Source organism: Pseudomonas sp. MPC6 (genome assembly GCF_006094435.1).
Taxonomy (GTDB): domain Bacteria; phylum Pseudomonadota; class Gammaproteobacteria; order Pseudomonadales; family Pseudomonadaceae; genus Aquipseudomonas.
Map to the genome: position 1 here is coordinate 4,564,642 of NZ_CP034783.1, position 15,905 is coordinate 4,580,546.

The window sequence follows — 15,905 nt, forward strand, 5'->3', positions numbered from 1 at the left end:
GGATGTCCCCGGCATGGCAAGCGCTGGCATCGACCGGTTGAATCCACAGCCAATAGCGGCCCTTCACGATGGGCCGCGCCTGCAGGTGACGTGACGAGCTGGATCAATACTCGGGTTGAAGCTATACCGAAAGGGTCAAGAGTGGGGATGGACCACACGCTCGATCAGCGACTGAGGAGAACTTCGCAGTGTCGAATCAGCTGGTCATACGCAACATGACCCGCCCCGAGCTGGACGAGCTCGTCGACTGGGCTGCCCGTGAGGGTTGGAATCCCGGGCTTCACGATGCCGAGCTGTTCTGGGCAACGGACCCTGCCGCCTTCATCGCGGCGTCCCGGGGCGGCGAATTGATCGGCGGCGGTGCCATCACCTCCTACAATGGCGAATTCGGTTTCATGGGGTTTTTTATCGTCCGCCCGGAATATCGCGGTCAAGGTCTGGGCAATACCCTCTGGCACGCACGCCGCGAGCGCCTCCTCGCCCGCCTGCGTCCAGGCGCGAACATCGGCATGGACGGCGTCTTCGCGATGCAGGACTACTACGCCGAGGGTGGTTTCGTCTTCTCCCATCGCAACATGCGTTTTCGTGCCGAGATCGCCGAACGCCCGGCGACCTCGCCGGTAGACGACCAGGACATCGTCCCGTTGGCCACCTTCCCGTTCGATCAGGTTGTCGATTACGACCGCACCTGCTTCCCTGCTGCGCGCACAAGCTTCCTGAGCGGGTGGATCGCCCAAGCCGATGCACTCGCCGTGGGTTGCCGGCGCGAGGGCAGGCTAAGCGGCTATGGCGTAGCAAGGCGCTGCCGGGAAGGCTACAAGATCGGCCCCTTGTTCGCCGATGACGCCCTGGCAGCCAATGCGCTCTACACGCGCCTGGCGGATTTTGCGCAGGGTGGCCCGCTGTTTCTCGATGCACCGCAGAATAACCCCGCCGCGATGGCGCTCGTGCACCAACAGGGCATGATCGAGGTGTTCGGCTGCGCACGCATGTACCTCGGCCCTCCTCCGGCGATCGCGCACGAACGCGTGTTCGGCGTCACGACCTTCGAGCTGGGCTGATGACCACAGGAAGGGTCAGCCAGAACACCCGCCGCCTGTTGCGTGAGGAAGGTGGGTTTCTCTATAGCTCGGACGCCTACAACGATGATCTGCCCTATAGGCTCCCAGGCTCGCCCGCCCACCTGGTAATCCCTTACACACGGGTCAACAACGACGCCCGCTATCTGCTGCCGAATGGTTTCGCCTGCGGTGAAGACTTCTTCCGGCTGCTCAAGGATGCTTGCGACTTGCTGTGGCAGGAAGGCGCGCAACACCCCCTTTCGAGTAACCCATCATGGTGACCCCGTATCTGATGAGCAGAGTTCGGGGAACACCCAACGGTCTATTCTTCAAGACTTGACTCCACTTGATCGGGGCGCTGATGCATGAACTCTCTCTGGATCGCACTGGCCATTTTTGGGTGCCTGGTTGCTGCCTCGCTTTTCATGATGCAGTGGTACCCTAAGCTGGCGTCCCACCACAGGGATGACGACACCAACACCGTCATTCGCCTGGTAGCCAACATTTTTGTGGTTATGACATCGCTGGTCTTTGGTCTGATGATCAATTCTGCCAAGAACACCTTCGAGGCCATTGATGCAAACATCCATGGGTATGCGACCAGCCTGATTATTTTTGATCGGACTCTACGAGGCTATGGAGATGCGACACAAGACACGCGCAATCGTCTGATCACCTATCTTGAGCGCGCTATCGAGAACCCGTATCGGGGAGACGAGGCGTTGCAGCATCGTAACAGCGAGGCGGCTAAATACCTGGATGACATAGGCAAGTCTTTGACCGATATAAAGCCCACGGATCGCTTCCATGAAACGATGCTTCAGGATATTCGTCAGCAGTACCATTCGCTCATCGAGCAACGCTGGAGGATCGTCGAGCAGTCAGAGGGAGCGATTCCCGGCCCTCTGATTGGGATGCTGGCTGCTTGGTTGACGCTCATCTTCGCCAGTTTTGGATACCGCGCTCCCCGTAACTCGATGGTGATAGGAATGTTCATCATCTCGTCATTGCTCATCGCGGCTTCTGTTTACCTTGTATTGGACATGGATGTGCCATTTCACGGGCCTATCCAGATATCCGACGAGCCTCTGCGCAGGGCGCTCGCCGTAATGCAGCTCTAGGGGGTTCATTGCGCACCCAATCCCCCGGACACCGATCCGGTGTCCCCATACAAACCCGATTCAAACACACTCAACGAAGCCGCCGAACGCGCCCTCGACTCCCACTGTCCGTCGACCGCCGACATCAAAGCCACCCAGCGCACTCCCAGTACCTTGTTTACGGTTGACCCGCAGGGATCATCTGGACGGCGGATCGCGCCACGCCCTGCTGGGTATTTCCAACAGCATCATGCTGGCGGAAATCACGGCGAACCGGATGCTGGATCAGATCGATCCGCCTGCTTGAGGCGAACGAGTCAGTCATGCCGGCTGTGCAGCGGTCCCTTTGTTTAGGGGGCCGCATTTCAGCGGATGGCATTCCGTCCAAAGCGGTGACCATTACGCCGACGCCTCACTCACTGCAGCGCGTTCGGCCACGTGCCGCAACGTGTCGAAATTGATATTGGCACCGGAGTCGATGGCGATCAGGGTCTGACCCCGGACACCTGTGCGCGCTACGTATTTCTTGATCCCGGCCACGGCCAAGGCACCGGATGGCTCGGTGATCGAGCGGGTGTCGTCGTAGATATTCTTGGTGGCGATGCACAGTTCATCGTTACTGACGGTGATCACCTCATCGACGCAGAACCGGCACACGTCGAAACCATGGGCACCGATCTGCGCGACCGCTACGCCATCGGCGAAGGTGCCCACGCTGGGCAGGACTACACGCTCATCGGCCTGTAAAGCAGCATGCAAGCAGGCGGAGTGTTCCGACTCGACGCCAATGATGCGCACCTCTGGCCGCAGGTATTTGACGTACGCGGCAATGCCGGCAATCAAGCCACCACCGCCCACCGGGACAAAGATTGCATCTAACGGCCCTTGATGCTGACGCAGGATTTCCATGGCGACAGTGCCCTGCCCGGCAATCACGTCCTGATCGTCGAAGGGCGAAACGAAGTGCTTGCCGGTTTGCTCGGCCAGCTTCAGCGCATGGGCCAAGGCCACCGGAAAGCTGGCCCCGTGCAGCACTGCCTCGGCGCCGCGACTGCGTACACCCAGCACCTTCAACTCCGGCGTGTTGGCGGGCATGACGATGGTAGCGGCGATGCCGAGTTCCCGTGCCGCCAGCGCCACGCCTTGGGCATGATTGCCGGCTGAAGCGGTAATCACGCCGCGTTGCTTCTGCGTAGCGTTGAAGTTCACCAGTTTGTTGTAGGCGCCACGGATCTTGAAGGAGAAGGTCGGCTGCAGGTCTTCGCGCTTGAGCAGGATCTGATTGCCCAAGGCCAGCGACAACGCCGGTGCCGGTTGCAGCGGTGTACAGATGGCGAGTTCGTAGACCGGCGCGGCGAGGATCTTTTTAACGTAATGCGCAAGCAGGGTTTGTTGGGCAGGCGTACTGGACATGAGGGTCTCCTGACATTGATCAGAGCCCCGAGACAGAAAAAGAAAACCCGCCTTCAGGGCGGGTTGGGTGCTGCAGTCGTGAGCTAGCCCGCCAAGTGAGGAATGGCGGTAATAATGCTTGGCTGGCAGCGCAATACAGTGGAAGTCATGCGCGAAAATTAGCCGGGCGACGGGGGCAAGTCAATGGCCTATTTCGCTGCCCCTCTTTTGCCTGCCCAACTGTTAACTGCTTAACTGTGCAACCTGGGCTGTCGGATCTCCCGGATCGCGGTGCACGCGATATCTTGTTGCTCCCTCAATCGGCAAACCCTCCAGGGCAATCAATGTTCAGCTCACTTGTATCGAATGGCCGACTGGTTACGCCTCAGCGACTGGAATGCATGACGCCATGGTGGAGCTTTACCAAAACAGTCCTGGCCGCGACCGCATTATCTTTGGTGCGTGACGGGCTCGTACGACTGGACGACCCCGTTCCAGGTCAGCCTTTCACGTTGCGCCAGTTACTGCGGCATGAGGCAGGTCTCGCCGATTATGGCGAGCTTGCGGAGTATCACGCTGCCGTCGCCAACAATGAGGCAGCCTGGTCAGCAAGTGAGATGATCCGACGTCTCGATGGAACACGACTGCGATACATCCCCGGCGCCGGTTGGCACTACTCGAATGTTGGCTATATGTTCATCGCCACCCTTATCGAACGGGTCACTGATCTGACGCTTGAAGAGGCAGTGGATCGATATGCACTAAAACCCTTGGGCCTGTCCAACGTCCGCTTCGCCACAACCAGAGCAGATCTACAGCAAACCTCCCCGCAAAATACATCGGACTATGACCCCGCGTGGGTTTATCACGGCTTGCTGATCGGGCCCATTTCGCAAGCGGCGCTGTTGCTTGATCGGGTGCTTGGCGGACACCTGCTCCCCACGGGACTGCTGCAGGAAATGCAGGCCGCGCGAACATTGGGTGGGCCGATTCCCGGTCGGCCATGGGTTACCCCAGGCTATGGACTGGGTGTGATGCAGGGTTCGATCGAGGGGGGCTTGACCCTGTGCGGACACACCGGCTGTGGACCTGGCAGCGTCATCGCGGTTTACCGCCTCTCGTGCGGTGGCGCCTCGGCGTGTTGTGCAAGTGTTGAGGCAGACGCCAATGAAGGTGCCGTCGAAGCGCATGTCGTTCGGCAATTGATCCAGGCCTTGCGTTAGGCGGTTGCAGGGGGCCACCTCTACCAAGCCCCTCCAGGGCAGACTCAGAACCGCTCCTCCGCGAACGGAAAGTTCGCCACTCCGGCAGCGCTTTGTCACGCCTCGAACTGATATGTTTTTTTTCAGTTGTGTTGCATATGGATTTTTATTGTGTCATTTATAGCCTCGCCGATCACAGGACCGATCCACCTCGCCAACCCGGATGGCGGGCGTCCGCTTCCCTCAAATGCCCTCAAGGAGTCAACAATATGAACAAGACAGAACTTCTAGGTGCGCTGGCGCTATGCGCTTTCAGCTTCCTGGCACAGGCCGACGAAGGCAGCCTGCGTATCGGCATCGAAGCCGCCTACCCGCCCTTCTCCTTCAAGACACCCGAGGGCAATGTCAGCGGGTTCGATTACGACATCGGCAATGCCTTGTGCGAAGAAATGAAGGTCAAATGCGAGTGGGTCATTCAGGAATTCGACGGCATGATCCCGTCGCTCAAAGTGCGCAAGATCGATGCCGTGCTGTCGTCGATGTCCATCACCGAAGACCGGATGAAGTCGGTGGACTTCAGCAAAAAGTACTACCACACCCCGGGCAAGTTCGCGATGAAGGCCGGCAACGTGATCAATGACCCGTTGGTGGACCTCAAGGGCAAGAAAGTCGGGGTGCAACGCTCCTCGACTTACGATCGTTTTGCCACCGAGCAACTGGAAAAAGCCGGCGTCGTCGTAGTGCGCTACGGCTCCCAGAATGAAGCCTTCCTCGATCTCGCCTCGGGTCGTCTGGACGCCACCCTCGCCGACATCGTCAATACCGATGAGAGCTTCATCAAGACACCCGCTGGCCAGGGCTTCGCACTGACAGGGCCCGACATCAACGACCCGAAGTATTTTGGCCGGGGCGCCGGGATCGCCGTGCGCAAAGGCGACAGCGCCAACGTTGCGCGCCTGAGCGCCGCGATCGACACCATTCGCGCCAATGGCAAGTACCAGCAAGTGATGGCCAAGTACTTCGCGTTCGATATCTACGGCGAGTAAGCCTTACCTTCAGCCCCGGCGCCGGCCCATTGCAGGCGTCTCCCGGGCATGTCTTGCGCGCCTCGCGGCGCTCGCTTGAGGAACTTCATCATGCTCCACGGCTACGGATCGAGCATTCTCGATGGCGCCTGGCTGACCATAAACCTGGCCTTGACCTCCATGTCCATGGCGATTGCCCTGGGGCTGATCGGCGCGGCTTTTCGATTGTCACCGCTGAAGTGGCTGGCCATGCTCGGGGAAAGTTACACCACGCTGATTCGCGGCATTCCCGACCTGGTGCTGATCCTGCTGATCTTCTACGGCGGCCAGGACCTGGTGAACCGCATGGCCCTGGCGCTCGGTTACACCCGCTACATCGACATCAACCCCTTTATCGCCGGGGTCTGCACCATGGGCTTCATTTTTGGCGCCTACCTCTCGGAAACCTTTCGCGGCGCCTTCATGGCGATCCCCAAAGGTCAGGCCGAGGCCGGCGTGGCCTATGGCATGAGCAGTGCGCAGGTATTCTGGCGAATTCTGGTGCCGCAGATGATCCGTTTCGCCATTCCCGGGTTCACCAACAATTGGCTGGTGCTGACCAAATCCACCGCGCTGATCTCGGTGATCGGCTTGCAGGACATGATGTTCAAGGCCAAGAACGCCGCGGATGCCACCCACGAGCCTTTCACGTTTTACCTCGCGGTGGCAGCGCTGTACCTGATGCTCACCAGCCTGTCCTTGCTGGTGCTGCGCTATCTGGAAAAACACTACTCGGTCGGCATCAAAGCCGCCGAATTGTGAGGGGAGCCCGCCCATGATTCTCGACTACAACCTGATCTGGGAAAACCTGCCGCTGTATTTCAACGGCGCCTTGTTGACCCTCAAAGTCCTGCTCATTTCCCTGGCCCTGGGTTTGGTACTGGCGATTCCACTGGCGCTGATGCGGGTGTCGCGATCGCCGCTGATCAACTTCCCGGCCTGGCTCTATACCTACGTGATTCGCGGCACGCCGATGCTGGTGCAATTGTTCCTGATCTATTACGGCCTGGCGCAGTTCGAAGCGGTGCGCCAAAGCGTGCTCTGGCCTTACCTCTCCAGCGCCACTTTTTGCGCCTGCCTGGCCTTCGCGATCAACACCAGCGCCTATAGCGCAGAGCTGCTGGCCGGCAGTTTGAAAGCCACCCCCCATGGCGAGATCGAAGCCGCCAGGGCCATGGGCATGTCACGCCTGACCCTGTATCGCCGGATTCTCATGCCGTCGGCCTTGCGCCGGGCCTTGCCGCAGTACAGCAACGAAGTGCTGATGATGCTGCAAACCACCAGCCTGGCCTCCATCGTCACCCTCGTCGACATCACCGGGGCCGCGCGCACTGTCAGCTCACGGTTCTATCTGCCGTTCGAGGCGTTTATCACCGCCGGCCTCATCTACCTCGTCCTGACCTTCATCCTGGTACGTCTGTTCAAGCTGGCCGAGCGCCGCTGGCTGGCGTACCTGGCACCCCGCAAGCACTAAGGAGCTGCTATGGAGAACATTCAATACCGCTTGCCGTGGAGTGCCTCGGGCACCGAACGCACGCTGACCCTGTTTCGTTTTGGCAGTGGATCACGCAAAGCGTACATCCAGGCGTCGTTGCATGCCGACGAGTTACCGGGGATGCGCGTCGCCGTCGAGCTCAAGCGCCGTCTTCTGGAACTGGAAGCACAAGGCCGCCTGACCGGGACGATCGAGTTGGTGCCAATGGCCAATCCGATCGGGATCGCCCAGATGTTCCAGGCCACCCATCAGGGGCGCTTTGAGTTCTCCAGCGGCAAGAACTTCAATCGCGACTTCCCGGCGTTGGTCGATGCCGTTGCACAGCTGCTGGAAGGCCTATTGGGAAACGATGCCGACGCCAATGTCGCACTGATCCGTCGCGCCATGGGCGATGCCCTGGCCGCCATGCCAGCACCGGACTCGGAGCTCGACGGCCTGCGCCGCCTGTTGCTGCAGCATGCCTGTGACGCCGATGTGGTGCTGGACCTGCACTGCGATTTCGAATCGATCATGTTGTTGTATGCGATGCCGCAACACTGGCCACGCTTGCAGTCGCTGGCCGCGCGCCTCGGTGCCGGGGTCACGCTGTTGGCCGAAGACGCGGGCGGCAGTGCCTTCGATGAAGCCTGCGCCATTGCCTGGTTACGCCTGGCCGAGCGCTTTCCTGCCGCCAATATTCCCCTGGCGTGCGTGGCCACCACCATCGAATTGCGCGGCATGGCCGACACCGAACGCGAGCAATGCGTCGACAGTGCACAGGCGATTCTCGGGTATCTCGCCGATCAAGGCCTGATCAGCGGCGACTGGCCAGCGGCACCGCCGAGCCATTGCCAGGCCATGCCATTCGCCGGCGCGCACTACGCCTGTGCGCCCCATCCGGGCGTGGTGAGTTTTCTGCAACCGCTGGGCGCGCAGGTCAAGGTCGGCGACCCGCTATTCGAAGTCATCGACCCGCTGACCGATCGGCATAGCGTAGTGCGCGCCAGCACCGACGGCATTCTCTATGCCCGCGAACGGCTGCGCTTTGCCCAGCCTGGATTGTGGCTGGCCAAAGTGGCAGGCGTCACCCCCATTCGCCAGGGTCGCTTGCTCAGCGACTGATTCCAGAGAGTTCAAACCATGTACAAACTTGAAGTTCAGGACCTGCACAAAAGCTACGGCGCACACCAGGTGCTCAAGGGCGTGTCCCTGCAAGCACAGGCCGGCGACGTGATCAGCATCATCGGCTCCAGCGGCTCGGGAAAAAGTACCTTCCTGCGCTGCATCAACCTGCTGGAGCAACCCAATGCGGGCACTATCGTGCTCAATGGCGAACCGCTCAAGCTGGCGGCCAACAAGCTTGGCGGGCTGAAGGCGGCCGAACCCAGGCAGTTGCAACGCATGCGCTCGCAGCTATCGATGGTGTTCCAACACTTCAACCTCTGGTCCCACATGAGCGCCTTGGAAAACGTCATGGAAGCCCCGGTGCATGTGCAGGGGCTGGGCAAGAAAGAGGCTCGGGAAAAGGCCGAGCACTACCTGGACAAAGTCGGGGTGGCGCACCGCATGAACGCCTGGCCGGCGCATATGTCCGGTGGCGAGCAGCAGCGCGTGGCCATTGCCCGCGCATTGGCGATGGAACCGCAGGTGATGCTGTTTGATGAGCCAACGTCAGCGCTCGACCCCGAACTGGTCGGCGAAGTGCTTAAAGTCATGCAGGATCTGGCGCAGGAAGGCCGCACCATGGTGGTGGTGACTCACGAAATGGGCTTTGCCCGCGAGGTGTCGAACCAACTGGTGTTCCTGCACAAGGGTGTTGTCGAAGAGCGCGGCGCCCCGCGCGAGGTGCTGGTCAATCCACAGTCCGAACGCCTCCAGCAGTTTCTGGCCGGGAGCTTGAAGTAAGGCCGTCGTCCACCCCTCCACTGCTCGGCGCTGCCCTCACAAGGTTGGCTTCGGATACACTCCAGCCAACCTTGTCAGGGCATCAGGCACAGCCCTTCTCTCACCTTCAGGAATTGTTGAGCCGGATATGCCCACCCCATCGAAAGACACCTCGGTCTATGCCGCGCCGGTCATGCGCAAACTGACGGAAATCGTTGCCGAACTGCCACCGTCGTTGCGCAAGGTGGCAGACTTTATCCTGCGTCACCCGCTCAAAGCCGCGACGCTGACCATCGAGGAGATGGCTCACGAAACATTGACCTCACCCGCCGCCGTCAACCGTCTGGCCAAAGCGCTGAACCTCGGTGGTTACAGCGGCATGAAGGCCGAGCTGGTCGCCACATTGCAGCAGATGGTGTCGCCGGTCGACAAACTGCGCAACGAACTTGCCCAGCGCCCGGGCGGCGCGTTTGGCCTGCATGAGCAACTCCAGAGCGCCAGCAGCAACCTGGCCACCGCAGCGACCAACAACCATGCCGACACCTTTGAAGCGTTCGTCACTCGCCTGACCACGGCACGTAAAATCTACATTCTGGGGTTCGGCAACAGTGTGTACTTCGCCGGCCTCGCCGCCTCGACCCTGATGCCCTTCTGTGCGGACGCCACGGCCATCAGCATGGAGGGCGGCAACGAAAATGCCGCCTACCGACTGGCCGCGATCACTGACCGGGACGTGTTGCTGGCGATCTCCCTGCCGCGCTACTCCCTCGACACCCTGCAACTGGCACGCTTCGCCAATGAACGTGGCGCATCGGTGCTGGCCATTACCGACTCTCCCGCCTCGCCGCTCACCGGCATTGCCGAGCACACCCTGTTTGCGCCTTGCGATCACCCGGTGCTGACCAGTTCCAACATCGCCGTGCTGGCCTTGATCGAAGGCTTGGTCGCCGGCGTGATGGCGCGCAATAAAGAAGCGGTCAAACTGGCAACCGAACTGACTGAAAGCGTGATGTCGTACCTGCACATCCCTGCCAGCGGCAAACCACCGAGAAAGTAGTTCCTCTTGTTCTCCGTCGGTCGCCTAAAGCTCCTCTTTTTGCCTCGGGGTCCAAACGTTGATGTGCGACTCTAACGCAGGCGTACAGCAACTGAGATCACCGCATGAGCACTCGAAGCCCACAGCCATCAACGGCCGTTGCTGGAATGACAATCATCCGGCATGGCACCCACAATTACGTGCTGCCGAAGTTTCACTGATGCGAAGGCGACGTGCGTAGGAGCGAGCTTGCTCGCGAAAAACTTCAGGACACCGCGGGGTGTCAGGAGGCCAGCGTCATCGTTGGCGACCTTCGCGAGCAAGCTCGCTCCTACAGGATTTCGCTTTATTCCAGGCAAAAACAAAACCCCTACCTGCAGTCGCAGATAGGGGTTTTGGAATTTAATCTTGACGATGACCTACTCTCACATGGGGAAACCCCACACTACCATCGGCGATGCATCGTTTCACTGCTGAGTTCGGGATGGGATCAGGTGGTTCCAATGCTCTATGGTCGTCAAGAAATTCGGGTACTGAGTCGTAGCCAGTCGGCTTCGCTTCAGCAAATCGGGTATGTGATAGCTTTCGGTGTTTAGTGAGATTCGAACTTTCGGTTCATTTCGTCTTCACACACCGCAATCTGGTCTCTTTCGTCTTTTCAACTAGGAGCATCAAATTGCTTGGGTGTTATATGGTCAAGCCTCACGGGCAATTAGTATTGGTTAGCTCAACGCCTCACAGCGCTTACACACCCAACCTATCAACGTCGTAGTCTTCGACGGCCCTTCAGGGGACTCAAGGTCCCAGTGAGATCTCATCTTGAGGCTAGTTTCCCGCTTAGATGCTTTCAGCGGTTATCTATTCCGAACATAGCTACCCGGCAATGCCACTGGCGTGACAACCGGAACACCAGAGGTTCGTCCACTCCGGTCCTCTCGTACTAGGAGCAGCCCCTCTCAAATCTCAAACGTCCACGGCAGATAGGGACCGAACTGTCTCACGACGTTCTAAACCCAGCTCGCGTACCACTTTAAATGGCGAACAGCCATACCCTTGGGACCGGCTTCAGCCCCAGGATGTGATGAGCCGACATCGAGGTGCCAAACACCGCCGTCGATATGAACTCTTGGGCGGTATCAGCCTGTTATCCCCGGAGTACCTTTTATCCGTTGAGCGATGGCCCTTCCATACAGAACCACCGGATCACTAAGACCTACTTTCGTACCTGCTCGACGTGTCTGTCTCGCAGTCAAGCGCGCTTTTGCCTTTATACTCTACGACCGATTTCCGACCGGTCTGAGCGCACCTTCGTACTCCTCCGTTACTCTTTAGGAGGAGACCGCCCCAGTCAAACTACCCACCATACACTGTCCTCGATCCGGATAACGGACCTGAGTTAGAACCTCAAAGTTGCCAGGGTGGTATTTCAAGGTTGGCTCCACGCGAACTGGCGTCCACGCTTCAAAGCCTCCCACCTATCCTACACAAGCAAATTCAAAGTCCAGTGCAAAGCTATAGTAAAGGTTCACGGGGTCTTTCCGTCTAGCCGCGGATACACTGCATCTTCACAGCGATTTCAATTTCACTGAGTCTCGGGTGGAGACAGCGCCGCCATCGTTACGCCATTCGTGCAGGTCGGAACTTACCCGACAAGGAATTTCGCTACCTTAGGACCGTTATAGTTACGGCCGCCGTTTACCGGGGCTTCGATCAAGAGCTTCGCGTTAGCTAACCCCATCAATTAACCTTCCGGCACCGGGCAGGCGTCACACCCTATACGTCCACTTTCGTGTTTGCAGAGTGCTGTGTTTTTAATAAACAGTCGCAGCGGCCTGGTATCTTCGACCGGCATGGGCTTACGCAGTAAATGCTTCACCCTCACCGGCGCACCTTCTCCCGAAGTTACGGTGCCATTTTGCCTAGTTCCTTCACCCGAGTTCTCTCAAGCGCCTTGGTATTCTCTACCCAACCACCTGTGTCGGTTTGGGGTACGGTTCCTGGTTACCTGAAGCTTAGAAGCTTTTCTTGGAAGCATGGCATCAACCACTTCGTGTTCTAAAAGAACACTCGTCATCAGCTCTCGGCCTTAGAATCCCGGATTTACCTAAGATTCCAGCCTACCACCTTAAACTTGGACAACCAACGCCAAGCTGGCCTAGCCTTCTCCGTCCCTCCATCGCAATAACCAGAAGTACAGGAATATTAACCTGTTTTCCATCGACTACGCTTTTCAGCCTCGCCTTAGGGACCGACTAACCCTGCGTCGATTAACGTTGCGCAGGAAACCTTGGTCTTTCGGCGTGGGTGTTTTTCACACCCATTGTCGTTACTCATGTCAGCATTCGCACTTCTGATACCTCCAGCAAGCTTCTCAACTCACCTTCACAGGCTTACAGAACGCTCCTCTACCGCATCACCTAAGTGATACCCGTAGCTTCGGTGTATGGTTTGAGCCCCGTTACATCTTCCGCGCAGGCCGACTCGACTAGTGAGCTATTACGCTTTCTTTAAAGGGTGGCTGCTTCTAAGCCAACCTCCTAGCTGTCTAAGCCTTCCCACATCGTTTCCCACTTAACCATAACTTTGGGACCTTAGCTGACGGTCTGGGTTGTTTCCCTTTTCACGACGGACGTTAGCACCCGCCGTGTGTCTCCCATGCTCGGCACTTGTAGGTATTCGGAGTTTGCATCGGTTTGGTAAGTCGGGATGACCCCCTAGCCGAAACAGTGCTCTACCCCCTACAGTGATACATGAGGCGCTACCTAAATAGCTTTCGAGGAGAACCAGCTATCTCCGAGCTTGATTAGCCTTTCACTCCGATCCACAGGTCATCCGCTAACTTTTCAACGGTAGTCGGTTCGGTCCTCCAGTTAGTGTTACCCAACCTTCAACCTGCCCATGGATAGATCGCCCGGTTTCGGGTCTATTCCCAGCGACTAGACGCCCTATTAAGACTCGCTTTCGCTACGCCTCCCCTATTCGGTTAAGCTCGCCACTGAAAATAAGTCGCTGACCCATTATACAAAAGGTACGCAGTCACCCAACAAAGTGGGCTCCCACTGCTTGTACGCATACGGTTTCAGGATCTATTTCACTCCCCTCTCCGGGGTTCTTTTCGCCTTTCCCTCACGGTACTAGTTCACTATCGGTCAGTCAGTAGTATTTAGCCTTGGAGGATGGTCCCCCCATATTCAGACAAAGTTTCTCGTGCTCCGTCCTACTCGATTTCATGACTAAGAGATTTTCGCGTACAGGGCTATCACCCACTATGGCCGCACTTTCCAGAGCGTTCCGCTAATCTCAAAGCCACTTAAGGGCTAGTCCCCGTTCGCTCGCCACTACTAAGGGAATCTCGGTTGATTTCTTTTCCTCAGGGTACTTAGATGTTTCAGTTCCCCTGGTTCGCTTCTTAAGCCTATGTATTCAGCTTAAGATACCTAACTTATGTTAGGTGGGTTCCCCCATTCAGACATCTCCGGATCAAAGTCTGTTTGCCGACTCCCCGAAGCTTTTCGCAGGCTACCACGTCTTTCATCGCCTCTGACTGCCAAGGCATCCACCGTATGCGCTTCTTCACTTGACCATATAACCCCAAGCAATCTGGTTATACTGTGAAGACGACATTCGCCGAAAATTCGATAATACTCAATTAAGAGCAACTCACAAATTTTACCTTAGCCTGATCCAACACCAGTGAAAGTGTTGTCCAGTCTATCTTTCTATCACATACCCAAATTTTTAAAGAACGATCTAATCAAAGACTAGAAATCAATATTCATCTGCGAATATTCATTTCTAAACTCTAACGAAACAGACAACCTGATGGATGTCTCTCGCCTCTACAGTGAATCAAGCAATTCGTGTGGGAACTTATGGAGCAGCTGATGTCGTCGATTAAGGAGGTGATCCAGCCGCAGGTTCCCCTACGGCTACCTTGTTACGACTTCACCCCAGTCATGAATCACACCGTGGTAACCGTCCTCCCGAAGGTTAGACTAGCTACTTCTGGTGCAACCCACTCCCATGGTGTGACGGGCGGTGTGTACAAGGCCCGGGAACGTATTCACCGCGACATTCTGATTCGCGATTACTAGCGATTCCGACTTCACGCAGTCGAGTTGCAGACTGCGATCCGGACTACGATCGGTTTTCTGGGATTAGCTCCACCTCGCGGCTTGGCAACCCTCTGTACCGACCATTGTAGCACGTGTGTAGCCCAGGCCGTAAGGGCCATGATGACTTGACGTCATCCCCACCTTCCTCCGGTTTGTCACCGGCAGTCTCCTTAGAGTGCCCACCATTACGTGCTGGTAACTAAGGACAAGGGTTGCGCTCGTTACGGGACTTAACCCAACATCTCACGACACGAGCTGACGACAGCCATGCAGCACCTGTCTCAATGTTCCCGAAGGCACCAATCCATCTCTGGAAAGTTCATTGGATGTCAAGGCCTGGTAAGGTTCTTCGCGTTGCTTCGAATTAAACCACATGCTCCACCGCTTGTGCGGGCCCCCGTCAATTCATTTGAGTTTTAACCTTGCGGCCGTACTCCCCAGGCGGTCAACTTAATGCGTTAGCTGCGCCACTAAGAGCTCAAGGCTCCCAACGGCTAGTTGACATCGTTTACGGCGTGGACTACCAGGGTATCTAATCCTGTTTGCTCCCCACGCTTTCGCACCTCAGTGTCAGTATCAGTCCAGGTGGTCGCCTTCGCCACTGGTGTTCCTTCCTATATCTACGCATTTCACCGCTACACAGGAAATTCCACCACCCTCTACCATACTCTAGCTTGTCAGTTTTGAATGCAGTTCCCAGGTTGAGCCCGGGGATTTCACATCCAACTTAACAAACCACCTACGCGCGCTTTACGCCCAGTAATTCCGATTAACGCTTGCACCCTCTGTATTACCGCGGCTGCTGGCACAGAGTTAGCCGGTGCTTATTCTGTCGGTAACGTCAAGACACCAACGTATTAGGTTAATGCCCTTCCTCCCAACTTAAAGTGCTTTACAATCCGAAGACCTTCTTCACACACGCGGCATGGCTGGATCAGGCTTTCGCCCATTGTCCAATATTCCCCACTGCTGCCTCCCGTAGGAGTCTGGACCGTGTCTCAGTTCCAGTGTGACTGATCATCCTCTCAGACCAGTTACGGATCGTCGCCTTGGTGAGCCATTACCTCACCAACTAGCTAATCCGACCTAGGCTCATCTGATAGCGCAAGGCCCGAAGGTCCCCTGCTTTCTCCCGTAGGACGTATGCGGTATTAGCGTCCGTTTCCGAGCGTTATCCCCCACTACCAGGCAGATTCCTAGGCATTACTCACCCGTCCGCCGCTCTCAAGAGAAGCAAGCTTCTCTCTACCGCTCGACTTGCATGTGTTAGGCCTGCCGCCAGCGTTCAATCTGAGCCATGATCAAACTCTTCAGTTCAAACATCTTTGGGTTTTTAAGAAACCCTAAACTTGGCTCAGCAATCGTTGGTTACATCTTTGATTTCTCGCGGAGTAACTTGTGATGCTGATAATCTTGTTGACTATCAGTCTGACTCCACAAGCACCCACACGAATTGCTTGATTCAATTGTTAAAGAGCGATTGGTTAAGATCTTTCGTCTCAACCGAGGTGCGCATCTTACAGCTCACCATCCTTAAAAGCAAATGATTTTTTCAACCAAATCAACTGCTTAGGCCA

10 protein-coding genes, 3 rRNA genes and 3 pseudogenes are annotated in these 15,905 nt (G+C 57.1%); 11 read left to right on the top strand and 5 right to left on the bottom strand.

The window, feature by feature from the left end:
• Positions 1-188: 188 nt before the first annotated feature.
• The 4 genes and pseudogenes from ELQ88_RS23150 to ELQ88_RS23165 all read left to right on the top strand — a co-directional run bounded on the left by ELQ88_RS23150 (position 189) and on the right by ELQ88_RS23165 (position 2,468).
• On the top strand, positions 189-1,061 hold the full coding sequence (locus ELQ88_RS23150) for a GNAT family N-acetyltransferase (protein WP_138968036.1): 873 nt from the start codon (positions 189-191) through the stop codon (positions 1,059-1,061).
• A gap of 5 nt (positions 1,062-1,066) precedes the next feature.
• Positions 1,067-1,318: pseudogene (locus ELQ88_RS23155) on the top strand (chitin deacetylase); the annotation flags it as partial.
• 108 nt (positions 1,319-1,426) lie between these two features.
• Positions 1,427-2,182, top strand: a complete 756-nt coding sequence (locus tag ELQ88_RS23160; protein ID WP_138968038.1) for a DUF4239 domain-containing protein — start codon at positions 1,427-1,429, stop codon at positions 2,180-2,182.
• A gap of 39 nt (positions 2,183-2,221) precedes the next feature.
• Positions 2,222-2,468 (top strand): annotated as a pseudogene (locus ELQ88_RS23165) (hypothetical protein).
• 92 nt (positions 2,469-2,560) lie between these two features.
• Here ELQ88_RS23165 and ilvA read toward each other — a convergent pair.
• Entirely contained in the window at positions 2,561-3,574 is a 1,014-nt protein-coding gene (ilvA, locus tag ELQ88_RS23170) for a threonine ammonia-lyase, biosynthetic (RefSeq protein WP_138968040.1), read from the bottom strand.
• A 323-nt stretch (positions 3,575-3,897) separates the two neighbouring features.
• Between ilvA and ELQ88_RS23175 the strand changes: the two genes are divergently transcribed.
• From ELQ88_RS23175 to ELQ88_RS23205, 7 genes are all read left to right on the top strand, one after another.
• The gene (locus ELQ88_RS23175; protein WP_138968042.1) at positions 3,898-4,776 is read left to right on the top strand and encodes a serine hydrolase domain-containing protein; all 879 of its coding nucleotides are present in this window, start codon (positions 3,898-3,900) and stop codon (positions 4,774-4,776) included.
• A 248-nt stretch (positions 4,777-5,024) separates the two neighbouring features.
• On the top strand, positions 5,025-5,801 hold the full coding sequence (locus ELQ88_RS23180; RefSeq protein WP_138968044.1) for an ABC transporter substrate-binding protein: 777 nt from the start codon (positions 5,025-5,027) through the stop codon (positions 5,799-5,801).
• A gap of 90 nt (positions 5,802-5,891) precedes the next feature.
• A complete protein-coding gene (locus ELQ88_RS23185) occupies positions 5,892-6,581 on the top strand; it encodes an ABC transporter permease (RefSeq protein ID WP_138968046.1) in 690 nt (229 codons plus the stop codon).
• Between the two features lie 13 nt (positions 6,582-6,594).
• Entirely contained in the window at positions 6,595-7,293 is a 699-nt protein-coding gene (locus ELQ88_RS23190) for an ABC transporter permease (RefSeq protein WP_138968048.1), read from the top strand.
• Between the two features lie 9 nt (positions 7,294-7,302).
• A complete protein-coding gene (locus ELQ88_RS23195; protein WP_138968050.1) occupies positions 7,303-8,415 on the top strand; it encodes a succinylglutamate desuccinylase/aspartoacylase family protein in 1,113 nt (370 codons plus the stop codon).
• 18 nt (positions 8,416-8,433) lie between these two features.
• Positions 8,434-9,198 carry an ATP-binding cassette domain-containing protein gene (locus ELQ88_RS23200; protein ID WP_128870411.1) on the top strand — a complete coding sequence of 255 codons (765 nt, stop codon included), beginning with the start codon at positions 8,434-8,436 and terminating at the stop codon, positions 9,196-9,198.
• Between the two features lie 127 nt (positions 9,199-9,325).
• Complete coding sequence (locus ELQ88_RS23205; protein WP_138968052.1) at positions 9,326-10,234, top strand: MurR/RpiR family transcriptional regulator; 909 nt, start codon at positions 9,326-9,328, stop codon at positions 10,232-10,234.
• 215 nt (positions 10,235-10,449) lie between these two features.
• Here ELQ88_RS23205 and ELQ88_RS34800 read toward each other — a convergent pair.
• From ELQ88_RS34800 to ELQ88_RS23225, 4 genes and pseudogenes are all read right to left on the bottom strand, one after another.
• Positions 10,450-10,563: pseudogene (locus tag ELQ88_RS34800) on the bottom strand (outer membrane lipoprotein carrier protein LolA); the annotation flags it as partial.
• A gap of 56 nt (positions 10,564-10,619) precedes the next feature.
• Positions 10,620-10,735, bottom strand: a 5S ribosomal RNA gene (gene rrf / locus ELQ88_RS23215).
• A gap of 169 nt (positions 10,736-10,904) precedes the next feature.
• A 23S ribosomal RNA gene (locus ELQ88_RS23220) occupies positions 10,905-13,796 on the bottom strand.
• A 312-nt stretch (positions 13,797-14,108) separates the two neighbouring features.
• Positions 14,109-15,645: ribosomal RNA gene (locus ELQ88_RS23225) — 16S ribosomal RNA — on the bottom strand.
• The 16S, 23S and 5S rRNA genes sit together here, the layout of an rRNA operon.
• Between the last annotated feature and the right edge of the window lie 260 nt (positions 15,646-15,905).